Consider the following 20,671-nt stretch of genomic DNA (forward strand, 5'->3'; position numbering starts at 1 on the left):
CGTTCACTCGAATGCAAAATCGCGCAGTGCAGCGACTTGCGAACCCCATCCCACGCCAAAATCAGCGGAATGGTACTGATTGCTCGTATCGGTGACCGCCCAGCGCCCCGCAGTAAGCGTGCTGCCCGACTGCACGAGTGACGGGTCGATTTGCGCTTCCAAAGTGACACTTTGCCCTGCTGCGATTGGGGTATCAGACACGTCACTGTAGGCCGTCACTGCATCGGATGATCGGATCGTGCCATCTGGGTCAACCAGTGTCATGCGTAATGCAATGTCCGTGACAGCAACTGGCACTTCATTCGTGACCGTGACATCAAGGCAACGCTGGGTTACTTTCTGGCCACCGTCGTAGCCTTCACATGAACCAGCGTCCTTCACATTGGTGATCGTCACGGGAACGGCAGCAAATGGAGCCGCTTGCAAACCGAGTTGTGTACGAACAAGATCTTCAGCACCGGACACCTTGGACCCGCCTATTGCTAAGCGGTCAATGGCCTCACGGTTAGTGTTAGCAGCCAAGTTCGCATATATCGACTGGCGTTCCTGATAGTCAAGAATGACCATGTTGACTGCTGTACGTATAGAGCTTGGCCATGTACGTGCTGCAAGCTGTTGCACCGTGTGCTCAGCGGCAGTACGGGCAGCAGCCGCTTTGTTGTGCAACAAGTTCAGATCTCCACCGATAGCAGCGAGCCGGACGGCGTCGTCAGCACTGCGCATAGCAGAGATAGCATCCGAAAAATATGGGCCGGCTTGGCTAGCAGTGAGCGTTGGACCGGATGCTTGTACCGGTTTAATTCCGCCAATGCAGTAGGCGGGTTCATCGCCGAACGGCTTACAGATAACTGACGAGCCGCCGAGTGTAGATCTGCGCCACGAGAAGGCAGCGAAACCGGCGAGCAGCATTGCTGCAATCATGACTATTGTGCAAACGGTGGCAATGATGGGTGTCGCGTGACTGCGATGCTTTGTCGGTTTCAGATGCGCATTCGGATACGAGGGAACACGCCCAAGCTCCCCTTGCCCAGTGCTTGGCGGAGTTCCTTCCCATGATGCTGATGACGATGCTGATGATGACGGTTGCGGAGCCGGGGTTTGCCAGTCTGCTTGCCCCTCATCGAACTGGTCTGTCATGCCCCTATCCTAACGCAGTGGGCCCGGCACCTAAAGATGCCGGGCCCATTATGGATGATTCCAATTCTCTATCGCGTGGCTTGCGCACTACACGACACATCGCGAAGACGAAGGTTCTTCACCACCCATGACATCGTGGTGACTACCCCTCAGTCACGCTTCGCGTGCCAGCTCCCCTGACAAGGGGAGCCGAGAAGTGCCAAGCAGTGGAATCAGAACTCGCGACCATGAATGATCGCCAGATCATTCACCAAACAACACTGCACGGAGTGCGAATCACGAGTTCTGATGGAACGAAGTGGAATCAGAACTCGCGATTCGCACGGTAGAAGCGAATCAGCGACTGAGTGGAAGCGTCCTGCGCAGCGAGTGCTTCGTCGTCCTGGGAGATCGCCGGGGTGATCTGCTTGGCGAGCTGCTTGCCGAGCTCAACGCCCCACTGATCGTAGGAGTCAAGGCCCCACACAGTGCCTTCAACGAAGGTGATGTGCTCGTAGAGGGCGATGAGCTCGCCAACTGCGAACGGGGTCAGAGCCACACCGAAGATCGAGGTGGTCGGGCGGTTGCCGGTGAACACGCGGGCCGGGACGATCTCTTCCGGAGTGCCTTCAGCGCGCACTTCGTCAGCGGTCTTGCCGAAGGCGAGAGCCTTGGTCTGTGCGAAGTAGTTGCCGAGGAACAGCTCGTGCACGTCCTGGTCGCCGTCCTTGGTCGGGTTCGGGGTGTTGACGAACGCGATGAAGTCGGCCGGGATGAGCTGGGTGCCCTGGTGGATCAGCTGGTAGAAGGCGTGCTGGCCGTTGGTGCCCGGCTCACCCCAGAAGATCTCGCCGGTCTCGGTGGTGACCGGGGTGCCGTCCCAGCGCACGGACTTACCGTTGGACTCCATGGTCAGCTGCTGCAGGTAGGCCGGGAAGCGGTGCAGGTACTGATCGTACGGCAGCACAGCGTGGGAAGCAGCCTTGAAGAAGTTGCGGTACCAGACGTTGAGCATACCGAGCAGCACGACGACGTTCTTCTCGAACGGGGTGTTGGCGAAGTATTCGTCGATCTCGTGGAAGCCGTGCAGGAACTCCTCGAAGCGAGCCGGGCCGAAGACCACAGCCAGGGAGGTGCCGACGGCAGAGTCGACGGAGTAACGGCCGCCGACCCAGTTCCAGAAGCCGAATGCGTTGTTCGGGTCGATGCCGAACTCAGCGACCTTCTCCAGGTTGGTGGAGACTGCCACGAAGTGCTTCTTGATGGCTTCGGCGCGAGCAGCGTCGTCACCAGCAGCGATAGCGCCGTTGGCTTCGAGCTCTTCGAGCAGCCAAGTGCGAGCTTCACGAGCGTTGGTCAGGGTTTCCAGCGTGGTGAAGGTCTTGGAGACGATGATGAACAGGGTGGTCTCCGGGTCGAGGCCCTTGGTCTTCTCAGCCAGATCGTTCGGGTCGATGTTGGAGATGTAGCGAGCGGAGATGCCAGCGTCTGCGTACGGCTTCAGCGCTTCGTACACCATGACGGGGCCCAGGTCAGAGCCACCGATACCGATGTTGACGACGGTTTCGATCTTGCGGCCGGTGATGCCGGTCCACTTGCCGGAGCGCACTTCGTCAGCGAACTTGTAGATGCGCTCGAGCACCTCGCGCACGTCCTTGACGGTGTCCTGGCCGTCGACGATGTACTTGCCTTCGTCCTCAACCGGACGACGCAGTGCAGTGTGCAGCACAGCACGGTCCTCAGTGTTGTTGATGTGCACACCGGTGTACATTGCCTTGATACGGTCGCCCAGCTTGACCTCGTCGGCGAGGAAGGTGAACAGGCGCAGGGTTTCCGGTTTGATCAGGTTCTTGGACAGGTCGAAGTGCAGGTCGCCAGCATCGAAGCTCAGCTCCTTGACACGGTCGGGGTCCTCAGCGAACCACTTCTTGAGGCTGATGCCCTCGGCCTGCAGCTCGTCGTAGTGCTTCTGCAGAGCAACCCACGCTGGGGTCTTCGTGGCATCGATAGGAGGATTGATGGCCATGGTGTAGGTCCTTTCATCATCACTGTGAAGCGGAATCAGCTCGAGCGCGTCAACTGCCGCACGAGCACAAAACCGTTTACTTCGTTTTACAAGATACTTACAAAAGTGGACAGAACCACACAAAAAATACTCACCGTAAACAGCAAAACAACATTCGTTTGCACTACGGCGACATGCCGACACGGCATTTGCACAAGTCGAGATCATCCGGTACACTGTTCTTCTTGTGCGCTGCTTGCGGTTACGCGGGATCGCATGTGCCACTTTAGCTCAGTCGGTAGAGCGGCTCACTCGTAATGAGCAGGTCGTCAGTTCGATTCTGACAAGTGGCTCCATAAAACCCTAGGTGTAAGGCCTAGGGTTTTGCATATCTGCGGTATACACTGCAGATGCAGGGCGATCGGTGCAACCGGTGGCAATGCGCATGCGCGAGTGGCGGAATTGGTAGACGCGCAGGATTTAGGTTCCTGTGTCTTTGACGTGCGGGTTCAAGTCCCGTCTCGCGCACACAGTCACGACTGAATCACCGTTGATTCAACTGCCTTCTTCACCATGTTCATCATGATCCATACGGCACTGAACACAAAACGGCGCTTCCGATATATCGAAAGCGCCGCATGCAATGCCCCCGTATCATATCCACCGACACAACACGGTTGAGTTATCACCCTTATCCATCTCTCTATAGTCGCATCACAGCAGACTATAGAGAAATGCACTCCGCTCACTACTCTGCCTCATCCTGTGCCGCAGTGGACGGAGCTCCCCCACCATACGTTTCACCTCGAGCTTCAATATGCGCAGCTTGACGCCATCGAGCAAACGCGCGCTCGATGCGCTTATAGCCGAGCATTTTCGGGTCAAGCCCAGCTTCACGGAACAGCTCTGCAGGAGATTCACCCTCGCAATATCGCTTCAAGCATTCATCACGAAATGCCTCAGTGTAACGAATGCGTTTTGCTCCCACACTCTGTACCGCAGGCAGCGATTCCAAGTAGGCCCGCTGCCGTTCAGTGAATCCGGTCTGTTTATCGTTCTTCATGGTTCAAACTGCCTCCATTTAACGGAACGAACCGGCTATACCGGGTCGAACAGACGTAACGCGCCCAGACTACCCACAACCCGCAGACAGTTACACCCCCTTGATTTACAACGCAATGTCGCCGGCGATTCGGGGGTGGTAACGTTTCCAAAAAACGGAATCTATTCCATTTATCGAGCGCGGACATCGCGAGCGCGCGTAATCACATCCTCCTAGACTTATGACGCATACTCTTATCACCAACCAAGCCCGCGGAAACGGCGTCATATGCTATGCCCGGAGGAAGAACATCGCATGTCTGCTATCTTGAAGCCCATCGCGTTCCTGCTGATTATCGCCGCGGCGTATCTAGTAAAACGGGCTGGCTTATTCCGTCAGCGTGACTATCGCGTGATGCAAGTAGTTGTGTTCGATTTCACATTACCGGCGTCGATTATCGTCTCATTTGCTACAAATCCGCATCAGATTAATATGCTGCTAATTTCGGTATTTGCATTCGTATGCGCGCTGCTTCCTCTACCGCTCACGTTCCTTGCTTCGCGGCATAAGCCCGCTGCAGATCGCGCGTTTCTTATGCTCAATGCTGCTGGTTTTAACGTGGGCAATTTCTGTTTTCCAGTATTGCAAGCGTTTTTAGGCCCTTCGGCACTGGTGACTGCCTCAATGTTTGATATTGGCAATTCGGTAATGGTGACTGCTGGCACCAATGTGATGACAACATCCATGTTGCATATTGATATGGATCGTCCTATTACCGAGCAGCATGCGGGCAATGCACCAACGTTGCCCTATAAGCGCCCAACGGACCGCGATGCGCGTCGACTTGCACGACGAGCCAAGGCCGCGAAGATTGTTCGCGGGTTTATTACCTCAGTGCCGTTCGATGTGTACATGCTGATGATCGTGGTCATGCTCTTTGACGTGCACATTCCGGGGTTTGTGCCAACAATTCTTGAGCCCGTAGCGAACGCAAATTCATTCTGCTCAGTATTCATGGTGGGCATGCTGATGGATTTGCCGCACACCGCGAAAGATATTCGCGATGTGGCGCGCGTGCTGGCATGGCGTTTGCCGTTGGGATTTCTTTTCGCAGCGTTTGCTTGGTTTGTACTCCCGTTTGACGCTGCTGTGCGCAAGGCTGTAGTAATGCTGTCGTTGGCGCCGACTGCTGTGTTCTCGACGTTATTTACTGACAAGGTGCTCGGTAATGCCAAGTTGGCCGGGTTTACCTTAGCTACATCTGCGATTATCGCGATCATTCTGATGACAATCGTCAACATCGCAATTCCTGCCTAACCCGGGCTCCTACACGGTTGTGTGCATATCCGGACCACGTAGAACCCTAAGGGGGTATTTAAGTGGTCCGGATATGCACACTATCCATTGAGGATCTGAGGATCGACCTATTGAGGATCAATCCTAGTGGAGCAGCTGATCTACAGCCGAGACAATAGCCTTAATAGCCTTGCCGCGGTGAGAAATCGCATTCTTTTGCTCTGCAGACATCTCTGCACTAGTGAGCGGATGATCTGCACCAGCCGGCTGATCATCGGGCACAAACAATGGGTCGTAGCCAAAGCCATGCTCACCACGCGGCTGACGAATAATCACGCCCGGCATTTCACCAATTTCCACGGTTTCATCAGCAATCGCATAGCGCAGCAACACTGGTTCGCCGTTAGCTGATTCCACCTGGGGAGCAGCAGTTGGCTCAGCCAACTCGTCTCCCGGTACAGCCAATGCGGCCGCGCAACGGAAGCGCGCCGTACGAGCCGCATCAGGAATATCAGCGATTTGTGCGAGCAACAGGCGATTGTTTGCCGCATCATCGCCATGCACGCCAGCCCAACGCGCGGAAAGAATGCCAGGCGCATTGCCCATCACATCCACAATCAGGCCAGAATCATCAGCGAGCGCCGGCAGTCCAGTGAGCGCCGCAACAAAGCGCGCTTTGAGCAGCGCGTTTTGCTGGAATGTCACGCCAGTTTCTACCGGATCAGGCAGGTTCATACTGCCAGCGGACACGAGTTCGATGCGGTCGGCGTCGGCGCCTAAGTCAGCCGCGAGAATGCGGCGGATCTCAGCGAGTTTACCTTCGTTGTGCGTAGCGACGATCAGTTTCATAACGATCCCGTTTTCTTGTTGAGTTGCCTTCAGTCCTACTTCAGTCCAGAGCGAGCGCCGCGCGCTGAGCAGCCTGCAGCTCTTTATTGCCCTTTTCTGCCAAGTCAAGCAGTACGTTGAGCTCGCTGCGGCTAAACGGGCGGTGTTCAGCAGTGCCTTGAATTTCAATGAACGTGCCGGAGCCGGTCATTGCAACATTCATATCGGTCATAGCCTGGCTGTCTTCAATGTAAGGCAGGTCAAGCATCGGCGTACCGTTGATCACACCAACAGACACAGCTGACACCACATCTTTGAGCACGCGATCAGCGGACTTGATGTGTTTGTTCTTTTCTGCCCAGTGCATCGCGTCAACAAGCGCCACGTATGCGCCGGTAATTGACGCAGTGCGCGTACCGCCGTCAGCTTGCAGCACGTCGCAGTCGATTTGCACCATGTTTTCGCCGAGCGCCTTCATATCAACAACACCGCGCAGGCAGCGGCCGATCAGACGGCTGATCTCGTGCGTACGGCCACCGATCTTACCCTTAACGGACTCGCGGTCGGTGCGCTCTGCGGTCGCGCGCGGCAACATTGAGTATTCTGCGGTTACCCAACCAAGGCCGGAATCCTTACGCCAGCGTGGCACGCCCGGCGTGAACGTGGCCGTGCACATCACACGCGTGTTGCCGCATTCAATCAGTACAGAGCCTTCTGGAACGTCGGTGAAATGACGGGTGATTTTCACCGGGCGCAACTCGTCTACTGCGCGGCCATCCGCGCGAATCACAGTATCCTGAGCAAGCAAATCTTTAATCTGAGCCATGCACCCCAACCTAGCACCAGCTAGCGAAGCTGCACAGTCTGCGGCACTGTAGATATAGTCAGCGAAACAACGCGTGCCGATATATGGTCACAAGGACTATTATTGTGTGGCGGATATGACGACCGCCACTCCCCTGCCTGTTGCGTACAACGCGGGGAGCGCCGACGAGTAGTCTGGTATGCAAACGAAACGAGGGAGATTCCATGGACCACTCACCGGCCCTGATGACCGATATGTATGAATACACGATGCTCGACGCTTGCTTGCGCGACGGCACCGCTAACCGCAAATGCGTGTTTGAGGTATACACACGTCATCTGCCTGAAGGCCGCCGCTATGGCGTTGTGGCTGGCGTGGGCCGTATTCTCGACGCTTTGGAGCACTTCCACTTGGATGATGAGGATCTGAAATTCCTCTCCGATCGCAACGTGGTAAGCCCTGAGACGATTAAGTGGCTTGAAAACCTGCATTTTTCAGGCTCTATTAAAGGCTACCGTGAAGGCGAAATGTTCTTCCCGAACTCGCCGATTCTGCAAGTCGAGGGCACGTTCGGTGAGTGCACGCTGCTGGAAACGCTGGTTTTGAGCATTCTGAATTACGATTCAGCGGTTGCTTCTGCCGCTTCCCGCATGGTTTCCGCAGCCAAAGACCGCCCGTGCATGGATATGGGTGGCCGCCGCACCAACGAGTGGGCTGCGGTTGCCGCCGCGCGCGCTGCTGTAGTCGGCGGTTTCAAGGGAACTGCCAACCTGCTGGCTGCGCAAATGTATGGTTTGAAGGCGATCGGTACTGCGGCGCATTGCTTCACGCTGGTGCATGATTCTGAGCGTGACGCATTCACTTCGCAAATTAATGCACTCGGTCGCAATACGACACTGCTGGTAGATACGTACAACATTGAAGAAGCGGTCAAAACTGCTGTAGCAGTGGCCGGCCCTGAGCTTGGCGGCGTGCGTATTGACTCCGGTGATTTGGCTTCGTTGGCTCAGCGCGTCCGCAATCAGCTGGACGCTCTGGGAGCTACGAATACGAAGATCACCGTCACCAATGATCTTGATGAGTACGCGCTGGCCGCATTGCAGTCTGCTCCGGTTGACTCGTACGGCGTGGGCACGATGCTGGTCACCGGTTCTGGCGCGCCTACATGTGCGATGGTGTACAAGCTCACCGAACGCGAAAACAGCAATGGCGTAATGCAACCGGTAGCAAAGAAGTCGAAGGACAAGGCGAGCGTGCCCGGCCGCAAGCTCGCCTACCGTTCCTACGAGTATGGTTTGGCAGATTGCGAGCACGTGGTCTCCGGTTCAGAAGATCAGCTCGCCGCCTATCAGCCGAAGGATGGTTGGAAGGATCTGCTTGTTGATTACGTGGATCATGGTGAGATCAATAAGCAGTATCAGGGTCATGACGCTATCGTCGCCGCGCACGAATACCGCGCTCAAGCGCTTGCTGAGCTGCCGGTAACTGCGCAAAGCCTGATGAAGGGTGAGCCGGTAATCAACACGGAGATCACCGTTCTATAAGTTCTGCAAGTAGCGCACTGCGACTGTGCATAAACCAGCACGGTCACCAACAAACGCATCAGTGATACGTAAGCGGTGTCGATCACACGATCGGCACCGCTTACGTATTACTGCAGCACACTGCACGCTGTGAGTTGCAACTCAGCGCCTTGCAACTCAGTGCATCATTTCCTCATAAATACGCTTGCAATCAGGGCACACCGGGTACTGGGAAGGATCATGCTTCGGCACCCACACCTTGCCGCACAATGCGACGACCGGCCTGCCCGTAAGCTTCGACTCGGCAATACGCTCACGCGATACGTAGTGTGCGAAACGATCCGCATCACCATCATCACTACGATTGGTTTGCTCTTTCGTTTCAGGGCGTTCCAGCACTGCAGTTCCAGAGCTGTGATCAGGGTTGGACAGCGGCGACACCGGGTCGGCGAGTCCCACGAACGTTCCGTGCGCTTCAATAGCATCGCCAGTCAACGGCGACACAGACGACAGTGACATATCGACTCCATTCTCGACGCGCCCCGCTCACAGCGGAGACGACTTATGTAGCCCTCATCATAGGACCTCATGCGACTGTTGGCGAGCCCTTGCCAGCTTTCTCACACCTCTTCGCCGTCACGCGCTAGGCTAGAGCGTATGACTATCGCAGTATGTCCAGGATCGTACGACCCCGTTACCGCGGGGCATTTGGACGTCATCGAGCGCTGCGCGCGCTTCTTTGACGAAGTGCATGTGGTGGTGGCCGTCAACGCCGCGAAAACCCCCATGTTCTCCGCCGCTACACGCGTCGAGGTCATTCGCCGCGCACTCGACAGCGACGGATACCCGCAAGTACAGGTGTCGTCAACAACCGGTTTGATTACCGACTACTGCAAGCAGGTGGGGGCAACGGTTATCGTCAAAGGCTTGCGCCAGAACGGTGATTATGAGGCAGAGCTTGGCATGGCGCTTGTCAACCGTAAGCTCGCTGGCATAGAGACGCTGTTTCTGCCAGCAGACCCAGTACTCGAACATATTTCAAGTTCGATTGTGAAAGATGTAGCGCGCCACGGCGGCGACGTAACCGGCATGGTGCCCGACTGTGTGGTACCAATGCTGCAGCAGGCATTGCAGGAAGAACGATAGAGGAAAGCATTATGGAAGATTTCAACAACACCACTAATCCTGACGATTCTGCAACTTCGCAGGCCAATGAGCAGACCAGCGCACAGACCGATGAGCAGACGAACGCGTACAGCACCACGTATGTGCAAGCGCAGCAGCTCGTCAACGGTACGAGCGGGGACATGAATGTGCCAAGCTTGGATATTCCGTCTATTACGAATGCAGCAGCCGCAGCATTGCATGATGCGAGCAGCTCCGAAAACGCAGGCAATACTGCTGGCGAGTCGGCGCAAGCGACTGCTGACGCGCCGTTTGCCTCGCAGTATGATGCAGCTCCCGCGTCGCCAGCTGATCCGCCGGCAGCTTCAGCAGCTGCATCAGCGCATCCGATTCCTTCCGCGCAGGATGAAGCAGATGTTGCCGACTATGCGAAGCCGTCTAAGCCAACGTTCCCGATTAACCAGCTGCCGGACTTGCGCGAAACGCTCGACCCAGATACGCCGATGGACCCGCAGGAGGCGAAGTCGCGCGAAGAGTTCACTACGGTGTATGACATTATCGACTCGCTGGAAGAATCGTTGGATAACGCGAAATCCAGCCTGTTTGCGCCGGGTATGGTGCGCGTGGATCGCGAAGAGTTCGCGGGCCAGTTGGATGAGCTGAAGAAGATGCTACCGGTACAGCTTGAGCGCGCTTCTGCACTCATGCGTGAAGCTGAGCGTCGTCTTGAATCCGCGCAAACGCAGGCGAACGCAATCGTTGCTTCGGCACAAAGCCGCGCAGCAGACACGCTGCAAGAAGCGAATAAGCAGGCGCAGATCATCGTCGGCCAGGACAATATCACTGATCTGGCTCGCCAGCGCGCGCGCACGATTCTCGACAATGCGCAGGCGCGCGCCGATCATCTGACGCATGGCGCCGACGCTTACTGCACAACGGTGATGACCGGCTTGCAAGAGCAGCTTGGCAAGCTCAGCCACGACGTGCAGGCGGGCTTGAACGTACTTGAGGAACGTCAGCGCGCAGCCGGTGAGGCAATGCCCAGCCTGGATGACGACGACTACAACGACGCGCGCTGAACAACGCTGAACAGTACTGAACAACGCTGAACAACGCAGCCGCACTGCAATCAGCGCCAGCGCCCGCACAAACACACTGATATATACAAGTCAAGCTACTCAAGCAGTAGCTGGTAAGGAATGAAGTAGATGGCACGTCCAGAAGACTCCGCATGGGCTGTGAGCGTCGCACAAGTCGCATCCCGCCCCGGTCAAACTAAACTCATCGACGCCGTATTCCCCGCACCCAGCGGCATCGGCGACAATATCATCGGCGTGCGCGAAGGCGCTGATGTTAGCGTCACCGGCTCCTTCGACTCAATCGTCGATGGTCTCATTCTCACCGCGCACATCAACGCGCCAGTGCAAGCCGAATGCACCCGCTGCCTCAAGCCAATCGAACGAGATTGGGGCGTAGATGTCACCGCATTCTTCCCCTACGATTCTCCAGAAGACTCGCGCAATAGCAAAGAAGAAGTCGACATTATTGCCGGCGAAGATGAGTCCGAAGACACGTACCCGCTCAGCCGAGATGGCGCGTTCGCGGACCTTGAAGCACTCCTACGTGACACGCTCGTTGAAGCACTGCCATTGCAGCCACTGTGCCGCGAGGATTGCCGCGGATTGTGCCCGCAGTGCGGTATTGATCTCAACGAGCACCTCGATCATCATCACGAGACCACTGATTTGCGTTTTGCAGCGCTGGCTGATCTCAAAGCACAACTCGAGCAGGAAGAACGCGAGCGCAACGCCTGACCAGCAGGGTCACAACGCGCCCGCAAACAGTCCAATATGACTTTGTACGGGCGATGCGTTAAGATACCGTACGCTTAAGCTCAATTGTTCGAACGAAACAGAGGATTAACACATGGCACTGCCTAAGTACAAGACCTCGCGCGCTAACACGCACTCGCGTCGCGCGAACTGGAAGGCTTCCGCCGTCCAGACCGTTGCATGCCCGAACTGTGGCGCTCCGGCGCTGCCGCACATGGCTTGCCCGAGCTGCGGCTCCTACCGCGGCCGCACCTACCGCGCCGCCATTCGCGCTGAGCACACCAAGTGATCGCAGGCGAATGCCGCTCAACGAAATAAGGCCCTGCCATCGACGGGTGGCGGGGCCTTTGCGTATGGTAAGCCGTCAGTACGCGTGCGATCAGCTGGACGACATACCGGATATACAAAGGAGAACAATGACCGAGCCACGTGAAGAGCTGTTCGCTGCCTTGGGCGCCACCATCAGCCCACAACTGCTGGTGCAGGCACTCACCCATCGTTCCTTCTCACATGAGCATGAGGGAACACCCAACTACGAGCGTCTCGAGTTTCTTGGCGACGCTGTGCTGGAATTGGTGACCACCGAAACGCTGTTCACAACTCATCCGGATATGACTGAAGGTCAGCTTGCCAAAATGCGTGCAAAAGCAGTCTCGGAAGAGTCGCTGTCGCAAATCGCCCGCGAGAAACTGCACGTTGGCCCATTCATTCTGCTCGGTCATGGTGAGGCTGAATCAGGTGGCGCTGATAAAAGCTCTATTCTGTGCGACATTGTCGAGTCGCTCATTGGTGCCACGTTCCTCGAGCACGGCATTGAGGGGGCGCGCAAAGTCGTGCATCGTTTGATTGACGACACGCTGGCTGAAGTCGCTACCGAAGGCCCTGCACTCGACTGGAAGACGTCGCTTACCGTCAAAGCGCACCAAATGGGTATGGAAGAGCCACGCTATCGCATGAGCGTAAGTGGCCCTGAATACGCGCAGGAATTCGCAGCACGAGTCACGATCGGCCCGAAAGATGAGATTATCGGTCGTGGTACTGGTAGCAGCAAGCGCAAAGCACAGTTGGCTGCAGCGGAAGTCGCATGGCATACGCTGGAGCGTTTCGAAAAAGCGCGCTCGGCTGGCAAGCATCTTACGCTCGCAGACTGCGCGGCTGCTGTGCAAGCGGTAGCACAGGCAGCTGGACAGGCTGCTGCGTCAACTTCTGCAGCAAAATAAGCATCGCCCAGCAAAATAAGCATCGCCCAGTCCACCAGCCGAGAAGCGGCCGTGTCGTACTGTCAGCCATATGCCTACACTGTGTTGATACGAAGCATTTCACGCCATAGCCACAAGCGAACGCGCATTGTTGCCATGCCGGCGCACAGAGCATAACCGCTCGACGCGCGACGGCGTGAGTCAGGCATATGACCGGACGATTGAGTTGAGAGGACAACATGGCTTTACCTACACCTTTGCAGGCGTTCAGCGGGGTTCCGAAGGCACCCGCATCCGCAGATAAGCAGACGATTATTGACGGCGAGAAGATGACTGGCGCGCAAGCGTTGGTCCGCTCTTTGGAAGATCTGGGCGTTACCGACGTCTTCGGTATTCCTGGCGGCGCAATTCTGCCGGTGTACCACCAGATCACTGAGGATACGAAGTTCCGCTTTGTGCTGATGCGCCACGAGCAGGCCGCAGGTCACGCAGCAGAGGGTTACGCAGTGGCGACCGGCAATGTGGGCGTGTGCATTGTGACTTCTGGCCCGGGCGCTACCAACGTGGTCACCGCGATCGCTGATGCCAACATGGATTCTGTGCCGATGGTGGTCATCACCGGTCAGGTTGGCGTGGGCGCAATCGGTACTGACGCCTTCCAGGAGGCTGACATCGTTGGCATCACCTACCCGGTGGCGAAGCACTCGTATCTGGTGACGAGCGCGCAGGATATTCCGCGCGTGCTCTCCGAGGCGTATTACATTGCGCGCACTGGCCGCCCCGGCCCGGTGGTGGTTGATCTGACCAAGACCGCGCAGGTGGGCACGATGTACTATTCGTGGCCGCAGCGCATGATTCTGCCCGGCTACAATCCAACGCTTAAGGCGCATGGTCGTGTGCTTTCTGACGCCGCGAAGCTGTTCGCGCAGTCGTATCGCCCGGTACTGTATGTGGGCGGTGGCGCAGTGCGCTCCGACGCGAGTGCTGAGGTTGCAAAGCTCGCTGAAATCACCGGCGCACCGATTGTGACAACGTTGCCGGCGCGCGGTATTGTGCCCGATTCCAACCCGAAGAATCTGGGCATGCTGGGCATGCACGGTACGGTGGCGGCTACTGCTGCTGCACAGCGTGCAGATCTGCTGGTGGCTATTGGCGCACGTTTTGACGATCGCGTGACCGGCAACCTGGCATCGTTTGCACCGGGTGCGCGCGTGATTCACATCGATATTGACCCGGCTGAAATTGGTAAGAACCGTCAGCCTGACGTGCCGATTGTGGGCGATGTGGCCACCGTGCTGCACGATCTGATCCCGGAGATCGAGCGCACGCAGGCGATTCAGGGTAAGCCTGACCTGACGTTCTGGTGGAAGACGCTCAACGAGCTGCGCACCGAGTATCCGATCGATTACAACCAGCCTGAAGATAAGCCGACTGACGGCTCGCTCTCCCCGCAGTGGGTGGTTCGTCAGCTGTCTGATCACGCTGATCCTTCGACGATTTGGGTGTCTGGCGTGGGCCAGCATCAAATGTGGGCGAGCCAGCTGGTTGACTTTGAGAAACCGCATTCGTGGATTTCCTCTGGCGGCTTGGGCACGATGGGCTTCGGTTTGCCGGCTGCTATCGGCGCGGTGACCGGTTCGCAGCGTGAGTTTGACGGCAAGAAGCCTGTGTGGCTGATTGACGGTGACGGCTCCTTCCAGATGACCAGCGAAGAGCTGGCTACTGCAACGCTTGACGGTACTCCGGTGAAGATTGCTATTTTGAACAACTCCGTGTATGGCATGGTTCGCCAGTGGCAGACCCTGTTCTACGAGCACCATTACTCGCAGACGAGCCTGCTGGACGGTGAAGCGCGCGAAAACACTCCGGCTGACGAGTTCGTTGATGTGCCTGATTTTGTCAAGCTCGCCGAAGCGTACGGCTGCGTCGGTATGCGCGCGTTCACTGAAGAAGAGGCGATCGCAGCGATCGAGAAGGCGAATTCGATTAACGACCGCACGGTGCTGATTGACTTCCGTGTGTGGAAGGACGCGATGGTGTGGCCGATGGTCGCCGCTGGCGCATCCAACGATGCTGTCACGTACCGTCCAGGCACTCAGCCGCTGATGCCGCAGGGCAGCGATCAGGCCAACGGTGGGGCAATGCCTGCTAACACCTCCGACCACGCGTGATGAACGTTCGGAATTCGGCATTAAGGAGAATGTGATTATGGCTATCTATCCCGCTTCCCAGCCCGGCTCCGAGCGTCACACGCTGTCCGTGCTTGTTGAGAATCGCCCGGGCGTGCTGGCTCGTATTGCCGGTCTGTTCGCTCGTCGTGCGTTCAACATCAATTCGCTGTCAGTCTCCCCTACTGAGCGCCCGGATATTTCGCGCGTGACTGTAACGGCTGATGTGGATGCTGTTCCGTTGGAGCAGATCATTAAGCAGTTGAATAAGCTGCTGCACGTGCTGAAGATTGTCGAACTTGATCCAAACACGACAGTGGAACGTGAACTGGTACTGATCAAGGTTGCAGCCGATCAGTCCAACCGTTCTGACGTGTTGGAAATCGTGCGACTGTTCCGCGTGCGCGTAGTGGATGTGAACCCGGAGTCACTCACTATTGAGGCTACCGGTGCTGAAGGCAAGATTGACGCGCTCTTGGGCCTGCTGGAACACTACGGTGTGATTGAGCTGGTGCGCTCCGGCGCAGTCGCCGTAACGCGCGGTCCGAAGGCGCTGAGCGAAAAGGTGGTCGGCTCGGAAATTAAGGGCCGCTAATCGACTCGCTTATATCGGTTGTGTGCATATCCAGCTTACTTGGATACCCCCTTAGGGTTCCTGGTAAGCCGGATATGCACACAACCTTTTTTGATGTGATGGTTCTATTCGATCTGCTCGGAGAGCTCCATCCATTCGGCAGTCAGCTCATCAGACTCGTCTGCAATGGTTTTCAGCTGCTGATTGAGCTTATTCAACCCCTCATAATCACTGGGGTCATGCGCAGCCATATCAGCTTCAATCGCATCCTTTTGGCTTTCCAGCTTGGCAAGTTTGCGCTCAATAGCAGAAACACGCTTGCTAGCCTCATGGAAAGCTTTGCCCGTGAGCTTAGTACTCGTAGCAGCTGCTTCGTCGGCAGTTGAGCCGTCTGCCGATCCAGACTTCGCATCGGCAGCGCCAGCACTTGCAGAGCGCGTCGACGCTGGAGCATCGTTCAGATTCTTCGCATGCTCAATCATGTCAAGATAATCATCAACACCACCGGGCAGATGGCGGATTTTGCCGCCAACGAGCGCAAACTGCTGGTCAGTAACACGTTCCAACAGGTAACGATCGTGGCTGACGACAATCAGCGTGCCCGGCCATGTGTCGAGCAGATCCTCCATCACCGCAAGCATGTCCGTATCCAAATCGTTGCCGGGCTCGTCCATGATGAGCACGTTCGGCTCATCGAGCAGAATCAGCAGCAATTGCATACGGCGCTTCTGGCCACCAGACAAGTCGCGAATCGGCGTCATCAGCTGCGCAGACTCAAAACCGAGGCGTTCCATCAGCTGGCCAGGAGTCACTTCCTTACCATCGACAATGTAGCTCGGCTTATAGCGAGACAGCACTTCCTTGATTTTGTACTGACCCAGCTTCTCCAATTCGTCCAAACGCTGCGAGAGCACCGCAAACCGCACAGTTTTACCAATGTTGACATGGCCAACCGTCGGAGTAAGCGTACCATCGAGCAGTCGCAGCAGCGTCGACTTGCCAGCACCATTCGCGCCCACAATGCCAAAACGATCGCCGGGGCCGATCAGCCACGTCACATCATCGAGGATCTTACGGCCAGATACGGTCACTTTGCGCGCGGCAGACGTTGCATCCTCATCGTCGGCGGCACCGATGGTTTCGCCTCCAGTCAGCTGGCGGCGAGTCTGACGATCAGCGTTATCCACGGTTGCCGTACCCGCTTCCAAACGGGCCTTTTCAGCGGCGATCGCGGCAGCTTTAGCCGCTTCGATAGCTTCCGGCACGCCCGCATCTACCAGTCGCGGGTCGTTAAGATCAGTGACCGCAACTTCAACAGAGCCAGTGAGACGAGGCTCGGAATACAGCGACGGCACAATATCGATCTGCGAAGAGCCACGCGAACTATCCTGCGCGGATGCGGCAGCTTCCATTGCCGCTACATCCGGGTCAATATCAGCAAGCGAACGCGCACCCTGAGCGTCAGCCGCACTTGGGTCAACGTGTTGGAAAATCTGCGTCACGTCAATCAGATCCACAACCTGCTTGCCGAGGCGTGAAGTTGCCATCTGCTTCAATTCGAGCGTGTTGCGCACTGGCGGCACGTCGGCAATGAGCTCTCGTGCGGCCTTGACGTGGAACTTCTGCTTTGTAGAACGTGCGCGAGCGCCGCGAGTCAACCACGCGAGTTCTTTGCGAGCCAAGTTGCGGCGCTTCGTTTCGCGCACATCAGCTTGACGATCGCGTTCCACGCGTTGCAGCATATACGCGGAGTAACCACCTTCAAACGGCTCAATAACGCCGTCGTGAACTTCCCACATTGACTCGCACACCTCATCGAGGAACCAGCGATCGTGGGTCACCAAAAGCAGCGCGCCAGTGCCCTTCGGCCAGCGGTTTTTCAGATGTTCCGCAAGCCAATGGATTGTCACTACATCCAAATGGTTAGTGGGCTCGTCAAGCGCGAGAATATCCCAATCTTTGAGCAGCAGGCGAGCCAAATCGGCGCGACGGCGCTGACCGCCGGAGAGCGAACCGATGCGCGCGTTGAGATTAATGCCGCCCAATAATGCTTCGACGATCTCACGCGACTTGTTATCCGCCGCCCACTCATAGTCTTCGCGCCCCTCCAATGCAGCCTGGCGCACAGTCGCCGCATCATCCAGTGGATCGCGCTGATCGAGCATGCCGAACGTCAATCCACCGCGCTTGGTCACGCGGCCAGAATCAGGTTCTTGCAGCCCATTAAACAAGTGCAATAGCGTGGATTTGCCGTCGCCATTGCGGCCAACAATGCCGATACGGTCGCCCTCAAAAACGCCTTGCGTGACGTCAGTGAAGATAGTTTTAGTCGCAAAAGCGAGTGAAACGTGTTCCAGTCCAAGATCATAAGTCGGCATGATTCACCAATGTAGCGCCACGCTTGCCCATCAGGCTATGCGCAGCGCTCTGAATCATGGGAATACGCGAAAAGAATACGCGATAAGAACGCACGAAAAGAACGCACGAAAAGAACGCGCAGCTTTAGCAGATGACCGGATCCTTCGGCCTATTCTCCTCATCACGGCGGGCAAGCGCACGCGCATAACTATTGCAACGCGCTGCAAAACCAGTAAACACTTGGTCAGCGAGCGGGTGAAGCAGCGGATTGTACTGAGCGAAATCCTCGCGCAACTGCGATTTAGAACCGCCCGCAGCCTTGAGATCCTTCACCATGCTTGACTCTTCAAGCCACTCTTCAAGCAGTGCCGAACTCACTTCAAGATGGAACTGCAAGCCAAGTGCCGAGCCGGCACGGAACGCCTGCACCTTCGTGTTTGTGGTGCGCGCCAGCAACTGTGCCCCCTCAGGCAGTCCCACCACATCGTTATGCCAGTGCAGCACGTTGATTTGCTTATCCCACATCGAGAAGTAGTCGTGCTTGTCAACGCGCTTAATCGGCGCGAAACCGATCTCCGGCGCCTCCCCCTTGTGCAGCTTAGCTCCCAGCGCGGTGGCAATAATCTGATGGCCAAGGCACACGCCAAGTACCGGCTTGTTCACTGCAATGGCAGCACGCGCTAGTTTTGCCTCAGCTTTAAGCCCCGGGTACTTGTCGTAATCCGTAGCGCCCATTGGCCCGCCCATAATCACTACGCCAGCAACCTCGTCAAATGCGGGCAAATCAGGCTTCTTTTTATCGGCGATATTGAGAATCTGATAATTGAGCCCAATCTCATCGAGAGCGGTGGCGATACGTCCTGGCTTCTCCCATGGGACATGCTGCAAAATAAGCACTTGCGATTGCGTCATGACTTCTATTGTGTCATTACCTACGTAAACTTTGCACACCGTTTCTTCATATATTCTATGAATCCCTGTTTTGTGGCCGTCTTTACACCTGTTTGTGCGCCTGCCACTATGAGCGAAGCCGGCCGCGAATGTCTTATAACGCGAATACGCTCGAGGTATGACACAAGCCTCAGAACCGTTCAATTCCAATACTTCTCAACATGGTACGGTCGCTCACGCAGCTGCCGGCCTGAAGTTGTATGACACTGCTTCGCACGCAGTGTCGCCGTTTACGCCGATTAAGCCTGGCCAGGTGGGTATTTACGTGTGCGGCGCGACCGTGCAGTCCTCGCCGCATATCGGTCATATTCGTGCAGCTGTCGCTTTCGACGTTATTCGCCGCTGGTTCCTCAAGCTCGGCTACCAGGTTACGTTCGTGCGCAATGTGACTGACATTGACGACAAGATTCTCGACAAGGCGGCCGCTGCCGGCCAGAAGTGGTGGGCGCGCGCGTACTTCTACGAGCGCGAGTTCACGCAGGCATACGATACGCTCGGCGTGCTGCCTCCCACGTACGAGCCGCGCGCAACCGGTCACATGATCGATATGATCGATCTGATTCAGAAGATCATTGACAACGGCCACGGTTACGTCGTGCGTGATGCAGACGGTAAGCCGACCGGCAACGTGTACTTTGACGTGGCAAGCTGGCCGCATTACGGCGAGCTGACACACCAGAAGCAGGGTGCGGGCGCTGCTGAAGTCGATGAGGCAGCGGCGGTTGCTGACCGCATGGGCCCGAGCGTGGATACTGCTGGCAACGACAAATACAATCCAGTTGACCCGGCTGATATGTCCCCCGACAAGCATGATCCGCGCGATTTCGCATTGTGGAAGGCTCCGAAGGACACTGATCCAATGGATGCGCGCTGGGCTACGCCGTTTGGCGTGGGCCGCCCGGGTTGGCATATTGAATGCTCGGCGATGAGTCACCGTTATTTGGACGGCATGTTCGACATCCACGGCGGCGGTCTTGACTTGCGATTCCCCCACCACGAGAACGAGATGGCGCAGACGCGAGCTGCTGGCTATGAGTCTGCTGCTCGTTGGATGCATTCGGCGTGGGTGACTGCTAAGGGCGAGAAGATGTCGAAGTCGCTGGGCACTGGATTGTCGGTGCCTTCGGTGTTGGCTTCGCATTCCGCGTGGGTAGTGCGGTACGCGCTCGGCTCAGTACAGTATCGTTCGATGCTGGAATGGTCTGATCAGGCGCTGGTTGAAGCTCAGGCTGCGTATGATCGCGTCTCGAACTTCATTGAGCGAGCAGGCGTAGCACTGGGCGAGCAGCCGAGTCGCGAAGAAATTGAGGCAGTCAGTGCGGACGCGCTGCCGGCTGACTTTGTTGCCGCGATGAATGAGGATGTGAACGTCTCCGGCGCAACCGCCGCGATCTTCACCGCAATCCGCAATGGCAATACGCTACTTTCGCAGCTCGCGGACCGTGCTGATTCCGATGCAGCCAAGTCCGAGGTGCGCGAAGCACTGGTCGCTGTGCGCGCAATGCTGGACACGCTGGGTCTTGATCCGCTGGCGGAGCCGTGGATCGGCGGCGGTACGGGTACCGGCGCTGCTGGCGAAGGCGAGAATCGCGAGCACGAGGTGCTGGATGCGCTCATTAGCGAGCAGCTCGACGCTCGCGCTGAGGCTCGCAAGGCACGCGACTTCGCCAAGGCTGATGCGATCCGCGACGCGCTAAACGCTGCTGGCATCGCCATCGAAGATGGCCCGCAAGGCTCTACTTGGAGCCTGAAGTAGCCCGTTTCTGACGGTTCGAAACGATAACAGGCCGTAACTGAATCATCGACGCTAGTCGGAGACTCAGTTACGGCCTGTTTTGCAGGCGAGTAT

18 protein-coding genes and 2 tRNA genes are annotated in these 20,671 nt (G+C 56.8%); 12 read left to right on the forward strand and 8 right to left on the reverse strand.

The window, feature by feature from the left end:
• Nucleotides 1-3 precede the first annotated feature (3 nt).
• Both D2E25_RS04085 and pgi read right to left on the reverse strand, forming a co-directional pair.
• Nucleotides 4-1,137 carry a hypothetical protein gene (locus D2E25_RS04085; RefSeq protein ID WP_125980065.1) on the reverse strand — a complete coding sequence of 378 codons (1,134 nt, stop codon included), beginning with the start codon at nucleotides 1,135-1,137 and terminating at the stop codon, nucleotides 4-6.
• Nucleotides 1,138-1,441: 304 nt separating this feature from the next.
• Complete coding sequence (gene pgi, locus D2E25_RS04090; protein WP_125980067.1) at nucleotides 1,442-3,142, reverse strand: glucose-6-phosphate isomerase; 1,701 nt, start codon at nucleotides 3,140-3,142, stop codon at nucleotides 1,442-1,444.
• Between the two features lie 259 nt (nucleotides 3,143-3,401).
• On the opposite strand from pgi, the gene D2E25_RS04095 reads away from it, so the two are divergent.
• Nucleotides 3,402-3,477, forward strand: a tRNA-Thr gene (locus D2E25_RS04095).
• 91 nt (nucleotides 3,478-3,568) lie between these two features.
• Nucleotides 3,569-3,649, forward strand: a tRNA-Leu gene (locus D2E25_RS04100).
• 220 nt (nucleotides 3,650-3,869) lie between these two features.
• On the opposite strand, the gene D2E25_RS04105 is transcribed toward D2E25_RS04100, so the two are convergent.
• Complete coding sequence (locus tag D2E25_RS04105) at nucleotides 3,870-4,184, reverse strand: hypothetical protein (protein WP_125980070.1); 315 nt, start codon at nucleotides 4,182-4,184, stop codon at nucleotides 3,870-3,872.
• 294 nt (nucleotides 4,185-4,478) lie between these two features.
• Between D2E25_RS04105 and D2E25_RS04110 the strand changes: the two genes are divergently transcribed.
• On the forward strand, nucleotides 4,479-5,480 hold the full coding sequence (locus tag D2E25_RS04110) for an AEC family transporter (protein ID WP_125980072.1): 1,002 nt from the start codon (nucleotides 4,479-4,481) through the stop codon (nucleotides 5,478-5,480).
• A gap of 123 nt (nucleotides 5,481-5,603) precedes the next feature.
• Here the strand turns inward: D2E25_RS04110 and D2E25_RS04115 are convergent, their stop codons facing one another.
• Together D2E25_RS04115 and rph are read right to left on the reverse strand one after the other, a co-directional pair.
• A complete protein-coding gene (locus D2E25_RS04115) occupies nucleotides 5,604-6,308 on the reverse strand; it encodes a non-canonical purine NTP pyrophosphatase (protein WP_125980074.1) in 705 nt (234 codons plus the stop codon).
• Nucleotides 6,309-6,348: 40 nt separating this feature from the next.
• Entirely contained in the window at nucleotides 6,349-7,113 is a 765-nt protein-coding gene (gene rph, locus D2E25_RS04120; protein WP_125980076.1) for a ribonuclease PH, read from the reverse strand.
• 203 nt (nucleotides 7,114-7,316) lie between these two features.
• Between rph and D2E25_RS04125 the strand changes: the two genes are divergently transcribed.
• Nucleotides 7,317-8,636, forward strand: a complete 1,320-nt coding sequence (locus D2E25_RS04125) for a nicotinate phosphoribosyltransferase (protein ID WP_125980078.1) — start codon at nucleotides 7,317-7,319, stop codon at nucleotides 8,634-8,636.
• A gap of 156 nt (nucleotides 8,637-8,792) precedes the next feature.
• On the opposite strand, the gene D2E25_RS04130 is transcribed toward D2E25_RS04125, so the two are convergent.
• Nucleotides 8,793-9,134: a DUF3039 domain-containing protein gene (locus D2E25_RS04130; RefSeq protein ID WP_241217003.1), complete on the reverse strand. Its 342-nt coding sequence runs from the start codon at nucleotides 9,132-9,134 to the stop codon at nucleotides 8,793-8,795.
• Between the two features lie 138 nt (nucleotides 9,135-9,272).
• Between D2E25_RS04130 and coaD the strand changes: the two genes are divergently transcribed.
• The 7 genes from coaD (at nucleotide 9,273) to ilvN (ending at nucleotide 15,534) form a co-directional block, all read left to right on the forward strand.
• Nucleotides 9,273-9,761 carry a pantetheine-phosphate adenylyltransferase gene (gene coaD / locus D2E25_RS04135; RefSeq protein WP_125980080.1) on the forward strand — a complete coding sequence of 163 codons (489 nt, stop codon included), beginning with the start codon at nucleotides 9,273-9,275 and terminating at the stop codon, nucleotides 9,759-9,761.
• Between the two features lie 161 nt (nucleotides 9,762-9,922).
• Complete coding sequence (locus D2E25_RS04140; RefSeq protein ID WP_420897327.1) at nucleotides 9,923-10,819, forward strand: ATP synthase subunit B family protein; 897 nt, start codon at nucleotides 9,923-9,925, stop codon at nucleotides 10,817-10,819.
• A gap of 129 nt (nucleotides 10,820-10,948) precedes the next feature.
• Nucleotides 10,949-11,554, forward strand: coding sequence for a YceD family protein (locus tag D2E25_RS04145; RefSeq protein WP_125980083.1), 606 nt, complete (start codon nucleotides 10,949-10,951; stop codon nucleotides 11,552-11,554).
• A 112-nt stretch (nucleotides 11,555-11,666) separates the two neighbouring features.
• On the forward strand, nucleotides 11,667-11,861 hold the full coding sequence (rpmF, locus tag D2E25_RS04150; RefSeq protein WP_125980085.1) for a 50S ribosomal protein L32: 195 nt from the start codon (nucleotides 11,667-11,669) through the stop codon (nucleotides 11,859-11,861).
• 127 nt (nucleotides 11,862-11,988) lie between these two features.
• Nucleotides 11,989-12,792 (forward strand): ribonuclease III, encoded by an 804-nt coding sequence (gene rnc / locus D2E25_RS04155; protein ID WP_125980087.1) that lies wholly within the window; start codon nucleotides 11,989-11,991, stop codon nucleotides 12,790-12,792.
• A gap of 218 nt (nucleotides 12,793-13,010) precedes the next feature.
• Entirely contained in the window at nucleotides 13,011-14,942 is a 1,932-nt protein-coding gene (locus tag D2E25_RS04160; protein WP_125980089.1) for an acetolactate synthase large subunit, read from the forward strand.
• Between the two features lie 37 nt (nucleotides 14,943-14,979).
• The gene (gene ilvN / locus D2E25_RS04165; RefSeq protein ID WP_125980092.1) at nucleotides 14,980-15,534 is read left to right on the forward strand and encodes an acetolactate synthase small subunit; all 555 of its coding nucleotides are present in this window, start codon (nucleotides 14,980-14,982) and stop codon (nucleotides 15,532-15,534) included.
• Nucleotides 15,535-15,638: 104 nt separating this feature from the next.
• Here ilvN and D2E25_RS04170 read toward each other — a convergent pair whose 3' ends face one another.
• Both D2E25_RS04170 and D2E25_RS04175 read right to left on the reverse strand, forming a co-directional pair.
• Complete coding sequence (locus D2E25_RS04170; protein ID WP_125980094.1) at nucleotides 15,639-17,891, reverse strand: ABC-F family ATP-binding cassette domain-containing protein; 2,253 nt, start codon at nucleotides 17,889-17,891, stop codon at nucleotides 15,639-15,641.
• A 124-nt stretch (nucleotides 17,892-18,015) separates the two neighbouring features.
• Nucleotides 18,016-18,783, reverse strand: coding sequence for a type 1 glutamine amidotransferase (locus tag D2E25_RS04175; RefSeq protein ID WP_125980096.1), 768 nt, complete (start codon nucleotides 18,781-18,783; stop codon nucleotides 18,016-18,018).
• Nucleotides 18,784-18,940: 157 nt separating this feature from the next.
• Between D2E25_RS04175 and cysS the strand changes: the two genes are divergently transcribed.
• Nucleotides 18,941-20,578: a cysteine--tRNA ligase gene (gene cysS, locus D2E25_RS04180; RefSeq protein ID WP_125980098.1), complete on the forward strand. Its 1,638-nt coding sequence runs from the start codon at nucleotides 18,941-18,943 to the stop codon at nucleotides 20,576-20,578.
• Nucleotides 20,579-20,671: the final 93 nt, after the last annotated feature.

It is taken from the genome of Bifidobacterium goeldii, assembly GCF_003951095.1.
GTDB lineage: Bacteria > Actinomycetota > Actinomycetes > Actinomycetales > Bifidobacteriaceae > Bifidobacterium > Bifidobacterium goeldii.